This is a genomic window from Erwinia sp. (assembly GCF_049696395.1).
Taxonomy (GTDB): domain Bacteria; phylum Pseudomonadota; class Gammaproteobacteria; order Enterobacterales; family Enterobacteriaceae; genus Erwinia.
Map to the genome: position 1 here is coordinate 1 of NZ_JBAVTT010000077.1, position 20,047 is coordinate 20,047.

At 50.3% G+C, this 20,047-nt stretch carries 18 protein-coding genes; 9 read left to right on the forward strand and 9 right to left on the reverse strand.

Annotated features, from left to right (window positions below):
• Nucleotides 1–98 precede the first annotated feature (98 nt).
• On the forward strand, nt 99–1,118 hold the full coding sequence (locus tag WCC56_RS10160; protein ID WP_424692250.1) for an XdhC family protein: 1,020 nt from the start codon (nt 99–101) through the stop codon (nt 1,116–1,118).
• Between the two features lie 34 nt (nt 1,119–1,152).
• Here WCC56_RS10160 and WCC56_RS10165 read toward each other — a convergent pair whose 3' ends face one another.
• Entirely contained in the window at nt 1,153–2,067 is a 915-nt protein-coding gene (locus WCC56_RS10165) for a LysR family transcriptional regulator (protein ID WP_424692251.1), read from the reverse strand.
• Between the two features lie 168 nt (nt 2,068–2,235).
• Here WCC56_RS10165 and WCC56_RS10170 point away from each other — a divergent pair, with 168 nt between their 5' ends.
• The 5 genes from WCC56_RS10170 (at nt 2,236) to WCC56_RS10190 (ending at nt 6,904) form a co-directional block, all read left to right on the forward strand.
• Complete coding sequence (locus WCC56_RS10170) at nt 2,236–3,423, forward strand: MFS transporter (RefSeq protein ID WP_424692252.1); 1,188 nt, start codon at nt 2,236–2,238, stop codon at nt 3,421–3,423.
• 252 nt (nt 3,424–3,675) lie between these two features.
• Nucleotides 3,676–4,545 carry an aldo/keto reductase gene (locus WCC56_RS10175; RefSeq protein ID WP_424692253.1) on the forward strand — a complete coding sequence of 290 codons (870 nt, stop codon included), beginning with the start codon at nt 3,676–3,678 and terminating at the stop codon, nt 4,543–4,545.
• Between the two features lie 496 nt (nt 4,546–5,041).
• Nucleotides 5,042–5,413, forward strand: coding sequence for a helix-turn-helix domain-containing protein (locus WCC56_RS10180; RefSeq protein WP_424692254.1), 372 nt, complete (start codon nt 5,042–5,044; stop codon nt 5,411–5,413).
• A gap of 540 nt (nt 5,414–5,953) precedes the next feature.
• On the forward strand, nt 5,954–6,313 hold the full coding sequence (locus WCC56_RS10185; protein ID WP_424692255.1) for a cyclophilin-like fold protein: 360 nt from the start codon (nt 5,954–5,956) through the stop codon (nt 6,311–6,313).
• Nucleotides 6,314–6,406: 93 nt separating this feature from the next.
• Nucleotides 6,407–6,904, forward strand: a complete 498-nt coding sequence (locus WCC56_RS10190) for a (R)-mandelonitrile lyase (RefSeq protein ID WP_424692256.1) — start codon at nt 6,407–6,409, stop codon at nt 6,902–6,904.
• A gap of 89 nt (nt 6,905–6,993) precedes the next feature.
• Here the strand turns inward: WCC56_RS10190 and WCC56_RS10195 are convergent, their stop codons facing one another.
• The 7 genes from WCC56_RS10195 to WCC56_RS10225 form a co-directional block, all read right to left on the reverse strand.
• Complete coding sequence (locus WCC56_RS10195; RefSeq protein ID WP_424692257.1) at nt 6,994–9,396, reverse strand: xanthine dehydrogenase family protein molybdopterin-binding subunit; 2,403 nt, start codon at nt 9,394–9,396, stop codon at nt 6,994–6,996.
• The gene (locus tag WCC56_RS10200) at nt 9,393–10,391 is read right to left on the reverse strand and encodes an FAD binding domain-containing protein (RefSeq protein WP_424692258.1); all 999 of its coding nucleotides are present in this window, start codon (nt 10,389–10,391) and stop codon (nt 9,393–9,395) included. Before WCC56_RS10200 ends, WCC56_RS10195 begins: the two co-directional genes overlap by 4 nt.
• 8 nt (nt 10,392–10,399) lie before the next feature.
• The gene (locus WCC56_RS10205) at nt 10,400–10,876 is read right to left on the reverse strand and encodes a (2Fe-2S)-binding protein (protein ID WP_424692259.1); all 477 of its coding nucleotides are present in this window, start codon (nt 10,874–10,876) and stop codon (nt 10,400–10,402) included.
• A 385-nt stretch (nt 10,877–11,261) separates the two neighbouring features.
• The gene (locus WCC56_RS10210; RefSeq protein ID WP_424692260.1) at nt 11,262–12,434 is read right to left on the reverse strand and encodes an MFS transporter; all 1,173 of its coding nucleotides are present in this window, start codon (nt 12,432–12,434) and stop codon (nt 11,262–11,264) included.
• Complete coding sequence (locus WCC56_RS10215; protein ID WP_424692261.1) at nt 12,431–13,462, reverse strand: aldo/keto reductase; 1,032 nt, start codon at nt 13,460–13,462, stop codon at nt 12,431–12,433. Before WCC56_RS10215 ends, WCC56_RS10210 begins: the two co-directional genes overlap by 4 nt.
• A gap of 127 nt (nt 13,463–13,589) precedes the next feature.
• Nucleotides 13,590–14,501, reverse strand: coding sequence for a LysR family transcriptional regulator (locus tag WCC56_RS10220; protein ID WP_424692262.1), 912 nt, complete (start codon nt 14,499–14,501; stop codon nt 13,590–13,592).
• 74 nt (nt 14,502–14,575) lie between these two features.
• Nucleotides 14,576–14,965: a DUF1330 domain-containing protein gene (locus WCC56_RS10225; RefSeq protein ID WP_424692263.1), complete on the reverse strand. Its 390-nt coding sequence runs from the start codon at nt 14,963–14,965 to the stop codon at nt 14,576–14,578.
• 162 nt (nt 14,966–15,127) lie between these two features.
• Between WCC56_RS10225 and WCC56_RS10230 the strand changes: the two genes are divergently transcribed.
• Entirely contained in the window at nt 15,128–16,114 is a 987-nt protein-coding gene (locus WCC56_RS10230) for a LysR family transcriptional regulator (protein ID WP_424692264.1), read from the forward strand.
• Here the strand turns inward: WCC56_RS10230 and WCC56_RS10235 are convergent.
• Nucleotides 16,085–18,010: an Ig-like domain-containing protein gene (locus tag WCC56_RS10235; protein WP_424692265.1), complete on the reverse strand. Its 1,926-nt coding sequence runs from the start codon at nt 18,008–18,010 to the stop codon at nt 16,085–16,087. The two genes, WCC56_RS10230 and WCC56_RS10235, sit on opposite strands and share 30 nt — an antisense overlap.
• Before the next feature lie 402 nt (nt 18,011–18,412).
• On the opposite strand from WCC56_RS10235, the gene WCC56_RS10240 reads away from it, so the two are divergent.
• Together WCC56_RS10240 and WCC56_RS10245 are read left to right on the forward strand one after the other, a co-directional pair.
• Nucleotides 18,413–19,135 (forward strand): helix-turn-helix transcriptional regulator, encoded by a 723-nt coding sequence (locus tag WCC56_RS10240; protein WP_424692266.1) that lies wholly within the window; start codon nt 18,413–18,415, stop codon nt 19,133–19,135.
• Entirely contained in the window at nt 19,128–19,760 is a 633-nt protein-coding gene (locus WCC56_RS10245) for an alanyl-tRNA editing protein (RefSeq protein ID WP_424692267.1), read from the forward strand. The genes WCC56_RS10240 and WCC56_RS10245 overlap by 8 nt, the downstream gene beginning before the upstream one ends.
• Nucleotides 19,761–20,047 lie beyond the last annotated feature (287 nt).

The window sequence follows — 20,047 nt, forward strand, 5'->3', positions numbered from 1 at the left end:
GGCTTTTTTTTGAATATTGCATTTAATGCCCCTTCATCTACCCATGCAGTGAATCACTGTAGCTCAATTCGTCATAGTCATCATTAGGGCAACCATAAGTGCAGAATATCGATATACAGGTTATGAACGATGCAGCTGACTGGGCGATCCATCATGACGTCTGGCTTTGTACTGTGTTAAGCACGTTCGGTTCTTCACCTCGTCCTCCCGGGACCATGATGGTGATCGGTGAGCAGGGTCGAATCAGTGGTTCTTTATCAGGTGGCTGTGTTGAAGAGGATTTTCTTGAGCGAATTTTACGTTTAGAGTTTTCCCGCCCTTCTCAAGTTATTCGCTATGGCGAGGGAGGGCTTGAACCTGTGCGCGCACTTCCCTGCGGCGGGGTCCTTGATATTCTTGTCGAAAAACTCCCTGCTGGGGAGCAAAGTATCGCCTATTTCAGCCGAATGAAAGAAGCGATCGGGGGTGCCGTTACCCTGAAAAAAATTATAAATTTACCTGAGCCTTGCTCTCATCTTCAGGCCTGCGAGTATTCCAGCAGTACCCTTGCTCATTATGATGAAAAACATATTCAGCTTACTTTAGCCGCGGCACCACGAATTATTATTGCTGGTTTATCAGTGGTAGCCTTGTATTGTGCGAATTTTGCGGTCTCATTGGGTTTTGAGACAATAGTTTGTGAAAATCGGGAAGAAGCTCTGAAAAACTTCTCTGGCTTGTTATCATCAGAGATAAAATTAATCGAGCAGTTCCCAGCCTCTTATCTGGAAAAATACGCTTGCCATGCAAATTCGGCCATTGTGGCGTTAACACACGACCCAAGAATGGATGATTTGACCCTGATGGAGGCCGTGAATACGAAGGCATTTTACATTGGTGCAATGGGTTCCATTAAAAATAGTGTTCGCCGTCACAACAGATTGCGGGAAATTGCCGAATTAACCCCCAATGAATTAATGCGTATCCACGCACCCATAGGAATGCCTATAGCAAGCAAGACTCCGCCTGAAATCGCCCTGTCTGTGATGGCTGATATTGTTCGTCATAAAAATGGGTTCAACACTCAATCAACTCTCATCGGCTATCCTGAAGTGATAATAGATGACAATTTTCTTTAACATAAAGCGGATTGTCTGCTGACGTGTTCAATCATTACTGACTTTCACCGAGCGAGGGTGATTTGAAACGCAGAGCATCCAGTACCAGAGAAAAAGCCTTCGATGGCTGCCTGCGGCTAGGATAGTAAAGGTAATATCCCGAAAATTGCGGACACCAGTTTTCTAAAACCCGGACTAATTTCCCTTCATTCAGATAAGGTGAGAACTCCTCTTCTGGAAGCCATGCAATACCATGTCCAGCCAGCGTGGCATCAACGATATGCACCGAAGTATTAAACGTCAGTTGTCCCTTAACCCGGACATTGATCTCTTTTCCCTGCTCCTCAAACTGCCATACATAGTCTCCACCTGCACTCACCATACGCAGGTTGATACAGTTATGTTTCATCAGGTCGCGGGGGTTGAGGGGTTTTGGGTTTATGTCGAAATACTCAGGTGCGGCTACAACGGCCATCCTTAACGCGGGTCCGATTGGGACTGCAACCATATCCTTGTCAATGGTATCGCCGAGACGAACACCCGCATCAAACCTGTCAGCCACAATATCGGTAAAGCCATAGTTCACGTTGAATTCCAGATGAATATCCGGGTACTGATGCATTAGCGGTGAAAGTTTGGGTAAAAGAGTGGTACGAAGGACATGATCGCCACTGGTAATACGAACGGTACCAGCCGGGTTTTCACGTAACTCTGTCAGATTTTCCAGCTCGTTTTCGATTTCATCAAATCGATGCCCAATCGCCTCCAGAAGTTTTTCGCCTGCTGCTGTCGGTGCGACGCTGCGGGTCGTGCGGGTGAGTAACCGGATTTTCAACCTGGTTTCTAATGCCGTTACCGACTGGCTCAACGCGGGTTGAGTGACCCCTAAATGAGCTGCAGCACGGGTGAAACTCCCCTCACGAGCGACGGTGATAAATGAAATCAAATCATTAAGATTACGCTTGATCATACCCTTACCCTTCTATTTATAAGTCTACCTTATAACCCCATTAAGTATCCATTAGCTAGTTATATAAGACTAGCTCTGTAAAATAACTTCCAGCGTAGTGATCAAAAAGCGCACAGCTAAAGCATTAACCCGAAAGACAGCTAAAAAACCTTGGAGAATCTCTCTTTAATGACTGAGTCAATGAACAAATCTAACTGGAGCGGCGTATTAGCGATGACACTGTGCGTTTTTGCACTCGTCGCCTCTGAATTCATGCCGGTAAGTTTACTGAGCTCACTCTCCAGCGATTTGAGCGTTACCGAAGGAATGGCGGGACAGGGTATTTCAATATCCGGTGTTTTTGCCGTCATAACCAGCCTCACCCTTTCATCACTGGCCCGAAACGTTGACAGAAGACACCTGTTATTGGGTATGACCTTGTTAATGGCTTTATCCTCCACGATTATTGGCCTCGCACCGAATTACCTGGTCTATATGATCGGTAGAATCTTCATTGGAATAGCCATTGGGGGTTTTTGGTCGATGTCAGCGGCTACCGCTATCAGGCTGGTTTCCCCTCGCCATATACCCAAAGCCCTGGCAATCTTCAATAGCGGGAATGCCCTGGCGACGGTTATTGCAGCCCCTCTTGGCAGTTACCTTGGTGCCATTATCGGTTGGCGAGGCGCTTTTCTGCTGCTGATCCCTGTGTCGTTAATTGCATTTCTTTGGCAATGGCTGGTGCTGCCCTCTATGCAGGCAAAATCAGATCCCGGACAAACTTCTAGTGCCTTAGGCCTGTTAAAGCATCGGGTTGTGCTCATCGGCATGGCGGCATGTGGGTTGTTCTTCATGGGGCAATTTGCGTTATTTACCTATCTACGACCTTATCTTGAAACGGTTACGCATATCAGCGCCCCTCGTATATCACTGACCCTACTTGTTATTGGTGTGAGCGGATTTGCGGGCACGTTACTGATTGGCAAAGCGTTAAAAGCGGGTTTCTACCAAACATTGATCATCATCCCGTTGCTGATGGCCATCATCGCGGCAGTCTTGATCGGTGTTGGAGCAAATACCGCCATCGTCGTTTCTGCTCTTGGAGTATGGGGTTTAATTGCCACCGCCGCGCCAGTTGGATGGTGGTCATGGGTTGCCAACACCTTTGAAAATGAAGCTGAGGCTGGCGGGGGTCTGATGGTTGCCGTCGTACAACTGTCGATTGCTTTGGGTTCAACTGTCGGGGGTGTCGCATTTGACTCAAGCGGATACCGAGGCGCGTTTTCATTAAGCGCAGGGATCTTACTGCTGGCGGCTCTGATGGGGATGATGACCTGGCATTCCACTAAGAATGTTAATAAAGCATCAACAAGATAATTTTCGGCCACTTTAACGGCTTGCTCTGGATTTATATGAACCTTCACCCAACGCTTGTCATAAGGGGGGATCTGATTGCGGAATGCGCATTGATAGAGTTTGGCGAATGAGTACCAGTAATACAGGCTTATGGAGGCTATCAGTTACGCTTATTAATGATTCCTCTTCATAAGTCCTATCATATTTTGCATATTAACCCCTCGTTATTTCTCTTTTATACTCACTTTTTGGATCATGTAGAGGAATGCAATTGTGGAATATGCAAATTTGAGCAACAACCTTAAGATGCCGATGGCGGGATTCGGTGTTTTTCAGGTAACCGACAAAGAAGAATGCAAGCAGTCAGTTTTAAATGCTATCCGGGCTGGCTATCGTCTGATTGATACTGCAGCAGTCTACGGCAATGAAGACGCCGTCGGCGATGCGGTACGTGAAGCCATCGCCTCAGGTCTCTGTACCCGCGAAGAGTTATTTATAACCTCTAAACTTTGGGTTCAGGATATGGCCAGTTATGAGACGGCCAAAGCAGGTATTGAGGCATCATTGAAAAAATCGGGGTTAGCCTACTTTGACCTCTATTTATTGCATCAGGCAATGCGTGATTACTTCAGTGCGTGGCGCGCGATGGAAGAAGCTTGTGATGCGGGAAAACTGAAAGCGATCGGTGTGTCTAATTTCTATGCTCACGTGTTAGCAAACTTCTGTGAAACCGTAAGAATCAAGCCAATGGTGAACCAGGTAGAGTTACATCCTTACTTCACACAGTCTGCCGCGCTTGAAACGATGAAATATTATAACGTTCAACCTGAAGCATGGGCACCCTTAGGCGGTGGAAGACACAAGCCCTTTGAAAATGAAATGCTTCAGGGGATTGCCGACACCCATAAAAAAACCATTTCGCAGGTTGTTCTTCGTTGGAACGTGCAACGAGGTGTCACTGTCATCCCTAAATCCACTCATCAGGAACGTATTGAAGAGAACTTTGCGATCTGGGATTTCGCCCTTACGGATACCGAAATGGCTCAAATCGATACGCTAGATTTAGGTTATGTTGGCGATGCAGTAAAACACTTTAAACCTGAATTCGTTCGCGGTTGTCTTGGTCTGAAAATCCATGACTGAACACGTTTTCATTGATGCTTTTCCCACCTCTTAAATAAATGCTGCTTTGGGCTATCTCAGCGGTCGATATCGCATTGATCGTCTGGGTCATCCCACAGGCAGCTGGAATACCGATATTATAACTTTCGCCCTACGCTATATTTTAGATTGGCCAGGACAACTATAAGAGAGCGTCATGTTCAGCTAATTCTGTGGCAATGACACTTCCATACACATCTTGACACTCATGCAAGATTATCATTAATTCCCCCTTTCACCGGGTACAACTGTGACGCAGATCGCCATAATACCGTCATCCCTTTCACTATCAGACGCTCAAAACAGCTGATTAGTGAGTTTTAGTCATATAGCCATTCACGTTTTGACCTCTAATCAAAAACATATATGAATGATATTCTTAAAGACGTGGGTCAAACCTGCCGCGACAACGCATTCATACCTTCATCACTGGTAAGAGGTAGGCACGGTATCTGTCAAAAACACTGGGAGACTTAGTATGGACCGACACGCAATGATCATCGACTCTCTGAAAGACTGGATAAACAGTAATATCAACAAAAATATCAAAATTGAAGACGTGGCTAAAAAAGCTGGCTATTCAAGATGGCACTTGCAGCGGGTTTTCAATAAGGTCACTAACCAAAGTCTGGCTAATTACATCCGTAACAAGAAACTGGAACTTGCGGCAAAAGACCTGTTAGAAAGCAATGACAGTATCATGGAAATATCGATGAAATATGGCTTTGACTCGCAGCAATCCTTCACCCGAATATTCTCAAGAAGGTACCGACAACCCCCGGCCACATTCCGTAAGAGTCATTCCCCGGCAAACGAGTCATCCAAGAAGATGATGAATCATTTTCTTTAAAAATTACCCGACAGCTCCATGTCTTTCTTGTCTGTTAACATAGACTCAATCTTCAGCTGCTCTGCTGGTCACTCATCCGCAAGAATCTTCCCTTATCGCGACAGCTCAACACTGTCCGTTTGAACATTCCCCTGCCAGTAGCACTCTGTAGTTTCAACCGTAAATGGACAGGTGACGACCTTCTGCACTGCTCTTTTAAAGCTGTAAGGCAGAGAATAAGCCAATTTACCGTGTAAAGTTAAGTCTATTTAAATTATTTAAAGTCAATACTAAAAACTTATACCCCTCCGCAAGGCACGCCCCCCCTTCAATAAGGAAAAATAGAAACCGATTGATGAAAAACACTCACAACACTGGTGAATGAAAAGGGATTTATTGGTCAGGGCAAACTTGTTACAAGTTTAAACATCCTTTCTATCAGAGTGCTGATCAATGAAGTTTATCCAGTCGGCTTACATTATTGCTTTATCAAGTTTGTTGTTTTCCTTTTCGTCCACTGCCACAGAAAAAAATGCCTCATCCCAGGATCCCTCGCCAAAGATGAAAATAAATGTTCATCTTGGCAAGAACACCTTCCTTGTCACACTTAACGATAGCCCAGCCGCTGCGGCACTCTATCGGCAACTCCCAGTGACAATCAAATTTGGCGATCTGTTCAGTAGAGAGAAGCATGGAGAGCTGCCTGATTCTTTGCCTGAGGAAGGTCCACGTACCTTTACCTACAAAGTCGGAGATTTAGCTTACTGGTCTCCATCAGGAGATATCGCCTTTTACTATCGTGATGACGGGCAGAAAATCCCTTCACCCGGCGTGATTATGCTTGGCCAGGCTAACCCAAAAGACATGAGCCTGTTGGACGTCACCGGTCCGGTAGACCTTACGCTTGAAAAAGCGAAATAAAAAATCAGCCCACCCTTCGAAAGAACGTATTTAAGAAAATTTTAATACAGAGACTGTCCTTTATTACCCTTTTTATTCCTCTGGAGAAATGAAATGAACACGACTCTACGCCAGGCGCTTCTATTCGCCTTGACTCTCCCTTCTTTGATTATTGCTAATAGCGCTTTTGCAGCGCCCGAAAACCAAATGATTGTCACCCCAAATGGCAGCCTTCCCTCTCTTCATGCTCCAGCGGAGCATTTCACTGGAAAAGTGCGGCTTGATCCGTTGTTCCTTCAGCCAAAAGCGCCGCAACGGACAACAGGGGCTTACGTCACATTCGAACCTGGCGCACGTTCTGACTGGCATACCCATCCAGTAGGACAAACGTTAGTGATTACCGCAGGCACCGGCTGGGTGCAGGAATGGGGAGGTGTCAGACATACCGTTCACCCAGGGGACGTCATTCATTGCCCGCCAGGGGTGAAGCACTGGCATGGTGCCAGTGCAGAAAATGCCATGACACACCTTGCCCTTCAGGAAAATAATGCCGAAGGTAAAAACGTCAACTGGATGGAAAAAGTCTCTGACGAGGTTTATCACCAGGGCTGAAAGAGCGTTGGCTGTGATGGCTGATGGGGGGAAAACCAAAAATCAGGCGGCATAAAACTCTGCGGTGGGCATCCTTGCCCTGCCGTGCTTTAAACGATGATCTTATCCAGGGTGATCGGTAAATCGCGGATCCGCTTTCCGGTCGCATGGAAAACGGCATTACTGAAGGCGGCCGCTACGCCGACTATTCCGACCTCTCCAACGGCTTTCCCCCCCATTACGGTGGCCTGATAATCCGGAACGCCAACATCAATGGTGGTGATTTCAGGCACGTCAGCGTTAATCGCCACCATGTAATCTGCCAGATTATTATTCACGACCCTGCCAGTCCGCGGATCAATAAGCCCTTCCTCTAACAGAGCCTGACTTAACCCCATCACCATGCCGCCAATCCACTGACTGCGGGCTAACGTAGGGTTATATAAGCGCCCACTGTCAAAAGCGCCAACCATTCTTTTGACTCGTACAGTGCCAAAGTCTTCATCAACCCTGACCTCAACGAACTGCGCGCTCCAGCTATGGGCTGACACGCCATTGGCCGTAGAGCCCGTCATGTTTATCAATGAGCTCACAATATCGCCACGCTCTTTCCCCGACATGCCGTCCGCGAAGGTATCCGCTTCAATCTTTATCTGGGGTTCGCCGGTAAGTTCAACAAGACGAGTGAAGGCCACGGTTCTGCCGGGACGCAGAGCTACTTTGACTTGCCCGTCAGCAAGCTGCACCTGCTGAGGTTGCAACTGGGCTAGCGGTGAACCCGGTTGCTTGATGGCCAATTCAATCAAGGTGTCGCGCATCTGCACCGCCGCTTTGTGTACCGCAGCCGTCAGGTTCCCGGCAAGTTGCGATCCCCCCGCTACGCCTGCCAGCGGAAAGCGCGTATCGCCCAGTTGCACCACGATCTGGCTGGTAGGAATTTTTAGCACTTCAGCCACTGTTTGCGCCAGGATGGTGTAGGTCCCTGTTCCCAGATCGGCACCAGCGCTTTGCAGAATGAAAAGGCCATCCTTCTGCAGGATTAAGCGCGCTTCTGCGGGCATACGGTTAACTGGATAGGTTCCCGCCGCCATGCCCCAGCCAATCAGTTCTCTGCCTTCGCGCATTGATCGGGGCTGATGACTGCGCCGCTCCCAGCCAAACGCTTTAGCTCCTTCAGCATAAGCTTCTTTTAAGCGCCGCGTGGTCCAGGGCAGGTTCGATTTATAATCGTGGTCAGCCCAGTTTTTCAGCCGGAACGCCAGCGGATCCAGCTCCAGCGCATAAGCCATCTCATCCATCGAGACTTCCAGACCAAAGGCACTCGGGTTCTCGCCAGGCGCGCGCATCCATCCAGGGGTAACCGTGTTAATCGGCACCACACTGTGCGTTGAATGCACGTTCGGCACGGCGTACATCAACGCGGTGACTTTGTTGCAGTTCTCGGCAAAAACATCATTCAGGGACGTTTCGCTGGATCCGGAATGAATGATTGAAGTGATTTTCCCCTCTCGGGTAGCGCCCATCTCAAGGGTTTGGGTGGTTGCCGGGCGGCCGCCAAATCCGGTGAATGTTTGAGGGCGCGTCAGCACCACTTTCACCGGCCGCTTTAATTCCCTGGTGGCGGCAATCGCCAGCGCAACATGGGTATAAGGAACCGGTTTTGAGCCAAAGCCGCCGCCAACATACGGCGAGATAATGTGGACTTGCTCTTTATTCAAAGCGAACCAGTCAGCGATGACCTTTTGCGATCCGGCTACCCACTGGCTGGGTTCCCATAATGTCACTTCATCATTCTGCCAGTGAGCAATACAGGCATGTAACTCCATCGGCATATTGTATTCGCGCGGCGTGGTGTAGGTGTTTTTTAACCTGACCTCTGCCGCCTGCATCGCTTCACTGGCGTTGCCTGTATTGATGGTAACGGCGTCGAGTTGCTGAGGTTTAGCAGCGGGATCCGTCTGGAACAAAATGGCAGAACCTGGCTGGTAAGTGACCTTCACCTTCATGGCGGCTTCAGTGGCTTGCTCAAGCGTCTCAGCCACTACAATGCCAATGTTTTGACCGTTATGAAGGATGATATTGTCCTGCAGTGGCGTATAAGTCGACTGGGCCGCGCCGCCTTTGGCAATGGTGGTGGGCGTGTGAATTTTTAAGCCACTGGTATGGGTATAAACCGCCACAACGCCTGGTACTTTCTCAGCTTCACTGACCTCCATTTCCGCAATATGCCCACCCGAGATCGTTGACTGGATTACCACGCCATACAGCATCCCTTCAAGCTGTTGTTCGATAGCATAGGTGGCATGGCCGGTGACTTTTAACGGTCCTTCCGAGCGGCTGCTGGCACTCCCCAAAGTCTGATACGGTTGGGCTTCTGGTTGAGCGATACCAGCCCGTTTTTTGGTCTCCGCTCCAACCGCGGTGAAGCTCATGCCGACACTGCCAGCGGCAGACATCGCAGCAGACGCTTTCAGTAGCTGACGTCTTTTAAGATCGGTTTTATCTGCGCTCATGCTCGTCCTCCGGCCACTAACAGCGCGCGAGTGATAACCCGGGGTGCCAGCGTCACTTTAAATTGATTATGGGTCTGTGCCTGAGCGCCTTCGACTACCAGCTGCGCGGCATCTGCCAGCGTCTTCTCATCAAAACGTTTACCGATCAGCGCCTGCTCCACGTTACGTGCACGCCAGGGCCTGGTCGCGACTCCGCCCAACGCGATATGCACCTGACTGATCACTTCGCCTTGCAACACCAGCCCAACGGCAGCACTTGCCGCCGCAAACTCATAGGAAGCCCGGTCGCGAACTTTAAGATAATGAGACTGACGCAAGGGCAGTAATGACTCAGGAGGCAGTGTGATGGCGGAAATGATTTCATCATCACGGAGATCATGTTCAATATGCGGCGTGTCACCGGGTAATTTATAGAAATCGTGAATACTTACCCGCCGTTGCTCGCCTTGCGAATTTGTCAGTACTATCGTTGCGTCAAACGCGGTGAGTGCCACAGCGAAATCGCCAGGATAGGTGGCAATACACTGTTTGCTGGTGCCCAAAATGGCATGATTACGGTTGATTCCCTCTATGGCCGCACAACCCGATCCTGGCGTTCTTTTATTACAATTGGAAAATGTGGCCGGGTCACGATAATAGCCACAGCGAGTCCGCTGACGCAGATTTCCGCCCAAGGTGGCCATATTACGAATTTGAGGTGAGGCCGCCTGCCATAAACTGCCATAAATAGCCTGTGCAGAGGCCTGGCATTGTGGATGGTTAGCCAGTTGACTCATCCGGACTAACGCCCCTAATTCAATACCCTGATCGCTAAAGTCGATGCGATTCATATCCGGTACATTCAACACATCAATCAGCGTTGACGGCGTTAAAACACCACACTTCATTAAATCCAGTTGCGTGGTTCCACCAGCCAGAATTTCTGCACCGGCATGGCTCCGTTGTTTTGAAGCATCCTGTGCAGAGGCTGCCTGAGAAAATGTCAGCTCGTTCATACTTTCTCCTAATGAATTAGCGTAGCGGCCTCTTTAACGGCATCAACAATATGCGGGTAGGCGCCACATCGACAAATATTGCCGCTCATATATTCCCGGATGTCTGCCTCATTTCCGGCATGGCCTTCACGGATACAGGCCACAGCAGACATGATTTGGCCTGGCGTGCAATAACCACATTGAAAAGCATCATGCTCAATAAAGGCCTTCTGGACAGGGTGTAATTCGCCATTAGCCAGGGCAAGACCTTCAATGGTGGTGACTCGTTTACCCTGGACCTGAGCGGCCAACGTCAGGCAGCTCAATACCCTTTCACCCTCGATATGCACAGTGCAGGCACCGCATTGTCCCTGATCGCAGCCTTTTTTAGTGCCGGTCAGCAACATATGCTCACGAAGCGCATCCAGTAATGTCGTTCGCGGATCCAGCGTTAATGTGTGTGGCTCATCATTAACAGTAAAACTCAAGGTCAGTGTATTTGGCATGATTTTTCCAGTTAAGAGTTTGATTTTTTATGTGAAGGGAAATAAAAAGGAAGCGAAAAAAGACGTTCAAATTTTCAGTTAAGAGAGAAAGCTGTCGGACAGATTAACCTCTGTGCTCTTTCCCTTCAGCTTCTTTCATTACTGAATCATTCTCATATAAGCAATGAGGCTTATTAATGAATTCAGATAAATACGGTTACCGATTCACGTTTAGTATGACTCTTTTATAAAATAACACTGCGAAATTCACCTTAAGATTGAGGAGTGTGAGTGCGCATAATATAAAACAGGATAAAAATGGACGTAACTATCAGGTGCGCTCGTGAGCGAGCGCACCCTTTACCTTTAAAGGGATCTGGGCAGAGTCTGTCTGGAGAGTGGAGTCTTAAGCATGAGTAACCCGGCTACCCCGCCCGATAACCAGTGACGAAAGCAGCAGTAAAAGTGTGCCGCCAGAAAAGGTAGCGACCACCGAGAGATGATCCAGTAACACGCCGCCCAGCGCGCCACCCAGCATTATCGAAAGCTGAATACAGGCCACCATCAACCCGCCACCACTTTCAGGTTCATCACTCATCATTTTTGCCAGCCAGGTTGACCAGCAAACCGGCACCGCCGCATTCACCGCGCCCCACAGAATCATCATCAATGCCACGGCGAAGAGGGAGGAATCCAGCATCAGCATACCCACCGTGGCCAGAGCCATCACAATTGGCAGCCATCGCAGGAGGGCGAAGAGATGATCTTTTTCCAGTAATCGCCCCGCTGCCCAGGTTCCCAGGAATCCTGCGGCACCCAGCCCTAACAGTAAGAGCGACAGTTGATCGGCTCCTGCCCCCACCTGCGTTTCCAGAAAGGGACGAAGATAAGTAAAAGTGGTAAACGCGCCGCCAAAACTGAACATGATAGCCAGCATACCAAACCCAACATGGCGCTGCCTGAGCAAGCCAAATACCCGCGAAACCGGAATCGATCCTTTGGGCGGCATCACGGGAAGGATCAGCATCTGCCAGATAAGGTTAACAATCACCAACGGCACCAGCCCCCAAAAGACCTCCCGCCAGCCCAACTGGGCACCAAGGTAGGCCCCAATCGGCGCGGCAAATGCGGTGGCTAACGAGTTGCCCATGTAAATCATGCCCAGCGCGCGTGGCACCAATTGCGCAGGGACGATTTGCAATACGGTGGCCGTGGACAGCGCCCAGAAACCGCCCACTGCCATCCCCAGGAATGCGCGGGCAGTCATCAGCAGGGCAAAATTCGGTGCCAGGGCAATCAGTATCAGCGAGGTGAGGAGAAGACCGGTCATTGCCAGCAAGATAGTCCGGCGATCGTACCGCCCTGCCACAGGCGCAATCAGCAGGCTGGTGATCACCGCAAACAACCCGGAGATGGAAATGGCCTGACCGGCCATCCCCTGAGAAGCATTCAGATCGCTGGCAATCGGTGTCAGTAAACTGACCGGCATAAATTCAGAGGCAATCAGCATTGCCACACAGAGTGTCATAGAGCCCACCGCGCTCCACATCTGCTGGCGCTTTAGTCCTGTAGCGGTCATTTCTTCCACACTGGCCGGGTCAGAGTTAAAGGCTGGTCTGAAAGCGGTGGGATCACGCCGTCCACCACATGAGGAACATAGGGTGCTTCCAGCTGGGCGATCTCTTCAGACGTCAGCCTGAAGCTAAGGGAATCGATCGCCGTGGCGAGGTGATGCTCTTTAGTGGCACCAATAATAGGCGCAGTCACACTCGATTTAGACAGCAACCAGGCCAGAGCAACATGCGCTCTTGGCACACCGTGTTGCGTGGCAATACGCTCAACGATGCGCACCACTTCCTTATCCTGCTCGGCAGCACGTTGATACATCCCCAACGCAAAGGCGTCATTTTCCGTACGCTGAGTGGTTTCGCTCCAGTCACGGGTTAATCTGCCGCGTGCCATTGGGCTCCAGGGGATCACTCCTACGCCCATGTCCTCACACATCGGCAGCATTTCACGCTCTTCTTCACGATACAGAAGATTGTACTGCGGCTGCATCGAGACAAAGCGCGTCCAGCCGTTGCGTTCAGCGGCATACTGCATTTTGGCAAAGCGCCAGGCTTCCATTGAGGAAGCCCCGATATAACGCGCTTTCCCTGCCTTCACGATGTCATGCAGCGCTTCCATCGTCTCTTCTACAGGCGTGCCAGGGTCGGAGCGGTGGATCTGGAATAAATCCACATAGTCCATGCCCAACCGCATCAAGCTGTCGTCGATGGATTTCATCAACGCCTTACGCGACAGGAAACCGGCATTCGGTGAGTTTTTCCACGGGAAAAAGGCTTTCGTCGCGACAACAATTTCATCACGCTGAGCCATATCTTTCAGCGCCCGACCAACGATCTCTTCCGAGCTGCCGCCAGAGTAGATATTCGCGGTATCAAAGAAATTAATGCCGGCATCCAGCGCCTGGTAGATTAATGGCCGGGAGGTTTGTTCATCCAGTGACCAGGCCTGAGGCAAGCGTGATGGCTCACCGTAACTCATACAGCCGAGGCATAAGCGCGAGACTTTTAAGCCTGTGTTTCCCAGGTTGATATAGTGCATATGTTCCCCTAAGCGAAGTTAGCCCGAATAAATGTAGTAGTAGCTTAGAGTTCAACCACGCCGATCGCTATAGCCCGTTCATTGATGAAGTAATGAGTAAAACTCATCAGTGGTGGAAGATGACTCATCATTCATACCCCAGCGGTTTCAGCTCACGCACCAGCTCAATAAGCAGCCTTAAGCCGGTTGGCACCTGACGATGACCAGAGAAATAGATATGAAAACCGGGTTCGACAGGTGCCCAGTCAGAGAGCACGTAGCTGAGCTGGTTAGCCTGTACGTAGGGCTGGACTAAAGGCTCCGGCAAATACATCAATCCAGCGCCTCGCAATACCGCCACTAAACCCGTTTCGGCATGGTCAACCGTGATGGACAAGGGAACGGCTATCGCCATCGCCTGGTTATCTTTCTGAAACTCCCACCTGTAGATCCGGTCATCGCCCAGACGGCTACTGATACAGCGGTGAGTCTGTAAATCATCAGGATGCTGAGGAACACCAAAGCGTTGCAGATACTGCGGCGAGCCAACGACAACCCAGCGGATCTCGTTCGACAATCGTTGGGCGATCATGCCTTCTGGCACCGTGCCGCCATAACGGATACCGGCATCGAAGCCCCCCTCTGTCACATCGACAATGCGGTTGTTAGCCACAATATCCAGAATGATATCTGGGTAGCGCTCTGAGAAATCCGCCAGAACCGGGCCCAATAAAAGCGTTGCAGCCTCAACCGCTACATTCAGTCGAATACGTCCGGCGGGTGAATCCCGAAAACGGTTGAGCGCCTCAAGGGCCGAACTGATAGTTTCAAAAGGCTGATCAAGGGAGACAAACAGCGCATCCCCCGCGCCAGTTAGTGTCACGCTCTTGGTTGTGCGGTTAAGCAGGCGCACGCCCAGTCTGTTTTCCAGCCCTTTCAGGGCATGACTCAACGCTGAGGCGCTTACGCCCAGTTCAATTGCGGCACGGCTAAAACTTTTGTGCTGAGCAATGCTTTGAAAGTAAAACAAATCAGCCAGATCTGAGCGATTCAACGGCATGGGGACATCCAGTGATTTTTTTGCATTTTCTCCCTGCAAACTTTCCGGGTTAACCTGATAACAGAGTAGACCCTCTAGCTCTTCGGCGAGCTACCAATAATAAAGACATGCGAGGTTGCAGCCTGGTGTCTGATCGGTTTTAACTTTGCGTAAGCCGGTGAGTCATACCAGGCCTGAGCCTGCGCCAGACTGTCGAATTGAATGATAATGACGCCGCCTTTCAGCACATCGCCTTCAAGCGGAAGGAGTTTTCCCCCACGAGCGATATAGCGTCCGCTAAATGGTTTGAATGTGGATTCAACCTGTTCACTGTAAGGCTTCATCGCAGGGCGATCGTGCACCTGAAATTCGGCAACGTAATAAGCCGGTGACTCTGGCTTTTCTGCCGCGGCTACAGTTGAAGTCCACACAGTGCTGATCATCAGTGGCAGCAAATAAACCGCTTTTTTTAACGTAAACATCATCGCCCGACTCCTTTCACGCTGTTAGCGATCTAACAGCTCAGAAGAGCATTATTTACTGAAAGAAGGTCTTCAAAAAAGCCATCCTCAGGTTTATGCTTTCCTAACTAAAAGTTAATAATTGTTATGACTATTGTAACTTAACTCATTAACAGGACCGTGCAGATGAAAGGATCGAAGCATATCAGGGCGATCATGGCCTTTATTCAGGCTGCCGACCGGGGAAGCTTCGCCGAAGCGGCGAGGATGCTGGGCGTTTCACCGGCGGCAGTCAGCAAAAGTATCGCTGGGCTGGAAAGCGCGTTGGGCGTGCGGTTGATGAACCGTACCACGCGGGCGTTAAAACTGACTGATGAAGGCAAAACGTTCCTGGCTCAGGCAAGGATTGCGCTGGAGTCACTGGATAATGCTATCGACAGCATCAGCAGCTCACCCGTTGAGTTAACCGGCAGAGTGCGCATTGCTACCAGCAAGGCCTTTGGTCAGCAGAACCTCATTCCTGCATTACCTGTTCTGCAACAGCGTTATCCGGGACTGAGCTTTGAGATTGATTTTGACGATCGGGTAATAGATTTCATTCAGGATGGCTACGACATTGCGATCCGCGGCGGGACCCTGACCGACTCCTCACTGATTTCACGGCCTGTCTGCGATCTGAATATGGGACTGGTCGCTTCACCCGCCTATCTTGAAGAGTTTGGTCTCCCTGAGTCCCCGGAGGAACTTTGCCAACACCGGCTGATCGCCCGCCGTTTTTTGGGCGGAAAACTCTCCCCCTGGGCCTTCACAGATGGCAAAGGCGAGGAAACCACTCTGGAACCGAATCAAGCCGTGCTGACTCTCTCCTCACCTGAAGCTCAGGTCCAGGCTGCGCTGGCCGGGATAGGCATTGCTCAGGTGGCATTGCATCACGTCTGGCAATTTCTGCAGAGCGGTGAGCTTAAGATCGTGTTGAGGAAACATCACTTTGCGGGGAACTATAAAATGGCTCTCCAGTACCCGCACCGCGTGTTACTGGCACAGCGGGTGCGGGTGACCATTGAGCATTTGTTAGTGGCTTTTGCCGCAGATCAAAGCCTGCATCATTCGTTGCAGGAGCTCAGTGCGTTTGAGGCGCACTCATTAAACCAGCACGGCGTTATGCTGCAATAAATGGTCGGCCAAAGTGTAGGGTGAGACGCTTACCAGATTCGCATCCAGTGAAGTGTGGATGTCCGAACTGGCCGTTGTTTCGGCGGCCTGGCTGGCCGTGGAAGCTGTGGTGGCACTGACCGTAGTCACCGCCTGTTCCTCCCCGGTTGTAGGCGTATAAAACGCCAGTAATTGATCCATATTCAACGCCGTATAATGCGAGGCAACCGTAATACTTTCACTGGCCGATGCCTGATTACCAGCACTGTCATGTGCCGTCACCTTCAGTTGATATTCACCGTCATCCAGCGGCGCCAATTGCCCGGCGAGCAGGGTCAATGCCCATTTGCCATCGGCCTTAATGGCTGCGCTGTAGCTTTGGTCCCCAAGCGTTAAGGTGACCACGCTGCCCTGATCCAGGTGGGTCGAGCTGCCCTGCAGCAGATGCCAGGTGTTGACATCATCAGCATCAATCACGTTGTCATCAAAGGCGGTATTCAAGGTTAGCGTGGGTAAATCATGCGTGGCGACAGTAAAGAAATTGGGCAGCGTTTCCGTATCGCTGTTGCCATATTTATCCGATTGAAAGGCCGTTGCGGTCACCGGTCCATCAGCCAACGCCAGTAAATCGGCACTGGGTAAGGTGATCATCCCGCCACTGTCTGGCTGGTAGGTCTTGCCGTTAATTTCCATGGTGGTGATGCCTTCAATATAGAAACTCACGTCCTGCTGCGCTTCCTGATAGTTCAGGATCATGTCGCCACCGATACTCATCTCATAATAAATCGGCGTCATTTGCGTGACGACATCCAGGTTTTGCGACATATCGGTATAGTTATTTGCCCCGTCATGATACCAGGCATGGATCTCGCCATTTTTGATGAAGCCAGGCAGATCGGCAGCGCTAATCAATAACTGCCAGTTGCCCTGGCCATCGATGGTGGCGTAATGGTCAATGCCATCAGCGCCTTTGATCACCATTTGCTGACCCACAGTGACGGTTGAAAGAGAGCCGGTAAACAGCAGATCATGTTGGCTTTCAGCCAGGTTAATGACATTGTCATCCGTGACCTTGTCAAAGCGAAGGGTAGGTACGCTGCTCATATGTGTGATCAAGGTTAAATCGTGAGTTACCGTGGTGGATTTTCCGTTAGGATCCACTGCGGTAACCGACAGAGCATACTTGCCATCCTGCAAGGCATGTAACTGAGCGGCATCGAAACTTGTTGTCCAACTGCCATCACTGTTTACCGTTGTACTGACGATGTTATCTCCCAGTTTCAGCGTGATTTTGCTGCCGTTTGCCATATGGGTGGACGTTCCACTGACCTCAAGACCATAAATGCTTTCCGCTACGTTGATCGCGTTGTCACCGCTGAGGGTCTCTACCGTTACCGTTGGCTTGATGGTTTTATCGATATACACGCCAAAATCGACGTGGGTATCGGTGCTGTTACCCGCTTTGTCGGTAATGGTGAGTTTCAGGGTGTAATTGCCATCGGACAATCCTTTAAGCACCTCAGGCGGCATCGAGGCGTTCCAGTATCCCCATTGATTCACCGTGCTGACCCAGCTTTGATCGTTGAATGTCAGGGTAACCTTTGAGCCTGCTTCGCCTTCTGCCCTTCCACGCAGATGGATACGGTTGTTCGCTTCACAACCCGCAATCACGCCATCCATCGCCAGCGGCTCATAAGGACGTAACGCTGCAGGCGCATCCTTATCAATAACCGTAGAGCTGGTGGCAGGTGTGGTGAAAGTGGAAGGGCTTAACTTGTTCTCCGTTTCCGTCAAAAAGAGAGGGGCAAACAGGTTTTTGATGGCGAGTCCGGTAGTTTCGGCAACAGCATAATCGCTGACGGCATTCTGGAAGATGGACTCCAGACGGAGGGCTCGGTAGTCAACACGTTGGGACATAGGTCACCTGATTCAGTAGTTGGGTACGCAAAGGCTCCCGGCACTGAACGTGCGGGAGGAGCGATTAACTTGCGAGCCAGACTAAACGGCCCGTTTCCCCTGGCGGGAACGGATTACCATTAGGTAACACTTCTTGATGAATACATCCCTTTATCGGGATAAATAACAGCGCGTTTTTTATGATTTTAGGCGTTGATCGCGGGTGTGCCGCTTCAGCAGCCCTCACCCTATTCTTTCGCAGGATTTATGGATAGTGGTGAAAATCTGGAAAACCAACAACTCTCGTCGGCCGATCGGCAGCGGCTCACCTCCCTTTATCACTCATTCAACAAAAAATTGATCTGAATCCCCTCCCAGGTTATTTTGTTAAACATTTTGTTTAATAAGACGATGAATGACCTGATGACTGATCCCGCTATCCATGACCACTACGAGCAAAACTTGCTGCAAATGCTTGCGGCCACCGTACGCACTGTTGGCAGCGTAGTTGCGGGGAACGCGGAGATCGTGCTGCACGATCTGCGAAAGCCCGAATACTCGATCGCGGAAATCGCCAATGCACACGTTACCGGACGCAGCAAAGGCGACTCGGTGTTGGCAGGGATGAGAACGGACAAAGCCTTTATTAGTGCTCTGGAAGAGAGCGATGAGAAGGTCACGCTACTGCTTGATTATGAAACCTTTTCGCGCACTGGGGTGCCACTCCGGAGCAGCACGGCGATTTATCGTAACCTTAGCGGCAAGCCTTTTGCAGCCTTATGTATCAACGTCGATAACGCCGGGATAACACAGGCGATCGCTCTGCTGCAGGCGCTGTCGGGGACTGAGGTTCACAACCCCTCTTATGCGGCTCAACACCCTCTTGAGCCAGAGCCAGTACCAGGCAACATTGAAGACCTGATGAAAGACATCATCAGCACCGCTACCGAGCTGAGCCCCGGTAGTCGCCGGGCTGATGCCAAGCAAGCCAAGCTGATCGCTGTGCAAAAGATGCAGGAAAGGGGCATTTTTCTGATCAAAGGGGGTGTTGAGAAAGCCGCTGCTGCACTCGGGGTCACCCGTTACACGATTTACAACTACCTTGATGAATTGAAAAAAGAGTCAGAAGGAAAAGAACATGACTGAACGTACCTATTTCGACAACGATGCGCTGGAGATGGAAACCTCGGTTATCAGCTGTACTGCACAGGATGATGGCCGTTTTCGCGTTCTTCTCGCCGCCACCCTCTTTCATCCGCAAGGGGGTGGGCAGCCTTCCGATCGGGGAACGATTGGCACGGCAGCCATGATCCATGCTGCCCAGGAAGACGGCGAAATCATCCACTTTACCGAAGAGCCGGTTGAACCGGGCCCCGTTCAGATACGTGTAGATGCAGAACTTCGTCGCCTGCATACCCATTATCATTCTGCTGGTCACTTTATTGCCGTAGCCGGTGAAAAGTTCGGCTGGCAGGGCACCAAAGGCAATCACCGGCCTGGTGAAGCACGGGTGGTCTTTGAACCGACTGGCGAAACGATGCCGATAATGCCGGAGCAGATTGCCGCCACTACCGCTGAAATTGTCGCAAGCAACCTCGCACGGAATCTGATGATTGCAGACGACCGCCGAACCGTAACCTGGGGCGATTTGCCCGCTTATGCCTGTGGTGGCACGCATGTACAAAACACCGCTGAAGTCGGCCTGGTGCGCATCATCAAAGTCAGTGAGAAGAAAGGCCTGCTGACGGTTAAATATGAAGTTGGCGAGTAGCACTGTTTAAAAAACAAACGGATGCCAACGTGCCGCAAACCAGGCACTTTTCGGAGAAGTACTGACCATATTAACATGGCATTAAAAACAGTATTGACTCGCGATTTTATTGTAGTAGTTTATTATTCAACGGCAGGAAATACCCCTCCAGTCGTTAATCTGGAAAAGGCTTCAAGAGTAAATGAAGTAATCTGCGATGATGGTCACGAAATATTGTTGTATGGGCATTGACGGTGGGAAGTTTACTCACCCGACGCGTTAGGGCCACGTAACAAAATTTGCACCAA

What these genes read in the sequence shown, in the direction of transcription:
- WCC56_RS10195 (WP_424692257.1), bottom strand. Translation starts at nt 9,396, where the DNA reads ATGAGCGCAGATAAAACCGATCTTAAAAGACGTCAGCTACTGAAAGCG.
- WCC56_RS10170 (WP_424692252.1), top strand. Translation starts at nt 2,236, where the DNA reads ATGACTGAGTCAATGAACAAATCTAACTGGAGCGGCGTATTAGCGATG.
- WCC56_RS10230 (WP_424692264.1), top strand. Translation starts at nt 15,128, where the DNA reads ATGAAAGGATCGAAGCATATCAGGGCGATCATGGCCTTTATTCAGGCT.
- WCC56_RS10180 (WP_424692254.1), top strand. Translation starts at nt 5,042, where the DNA reads ATGGACCGACACGCAATGATCATCGACTCTCTGAAAGACTGGATAAAC.
- WCC56_RS10190 (WP_424692256.1), top strand. Translation starts at nt 6,407, where the DNA reads ATGAACACGACTCTACGCCAGGCGCTTCTATTCGCCTTGACTCTCCCT.
- WCC56_RS10185 (WP_424692255.1), top strand. Translation starts at nt 5,954, where the DNA reads ATGAAAATAAATGTTCATCTTGGCAAGAACACCTTCCTTGTCACACTT.
- WCC56_RS10240 (WP_424692266.1), top strand. Translation starts at nt 18,413, where the DNA reads ATGACTGATCCCGCTATCCATGACCACTACGAGCAAAACTTGCTGCAA.
- WCC56_RS10235 (WP_424692265.1), bottom strand. Translation starts at nt 18,010, where the DNA reads ATGTCCCAACGTGTTGACTACCGAGCCCTCCGTCTGGAGTCCATCTTC.
- WCC56_RS10225 (WP_424692263.1), bottom strand. Translation starts at nt 14,965, where the DNA reads ATGATGTTTACGTTAAAAAAAGCGGTTTATTTGCTGCCACTGATGATC.
- WCC56_RS10200 (WP_424692258.1), bottom strand. Translation starts at nt 10,391, where the DNA reads ATGAACGAGCTGACATTTTCTCAGGCAGCCTCTGCACAGGATGCTTCA.
- WCC56_RS10245 (WP_424692267.1), top strand. Translation starts at nt 19,128, where the DNA reads ATGACTGAACGTACCTATTTCGACAACGATGCGCTGGAGATGGAAACC.
- WCC56_RS10205 (WP_424692259.1), bottom strand. Translation starts at nt 10,876, where the DNA reads ATGCCAAATACACTGACCTTGAGTTTTACTGTTAATGATGAGCCACAC.
- WCC56_RS10220 (WP_424692262.1), bottom strand. Translation starts at nt 14,501, where the DNA reads ATGCCGTTGAATCGCTCAGATCTGGCTGATTTGTTTTACTTTCAAAGC.
- WCC56_RS10215 (WP_424692261.1), bottom strand. Translation starts at nt 13,462, where the DNA reads ATGCACTATATCAACCTGGGAAACACAGGCTTAAAAGTCTCGCGCTTA.
- WCC56_RS10210 (WP_424692260.1), bottom strand. Translation starts at nt 12,434, where the DNA reads ATGACCGCTACAGGACTAAAGCGCCAGCAGATGTGGAGCGCGGTGGGC.
- WCC56_RS10165 (WP_424692251.1), bottom strand. Translation starts at nt 2,067, where the DNA reads ATGATCAAGCGTAATCTTAATGATTTGATTTCATTTATCACCGTCGCT.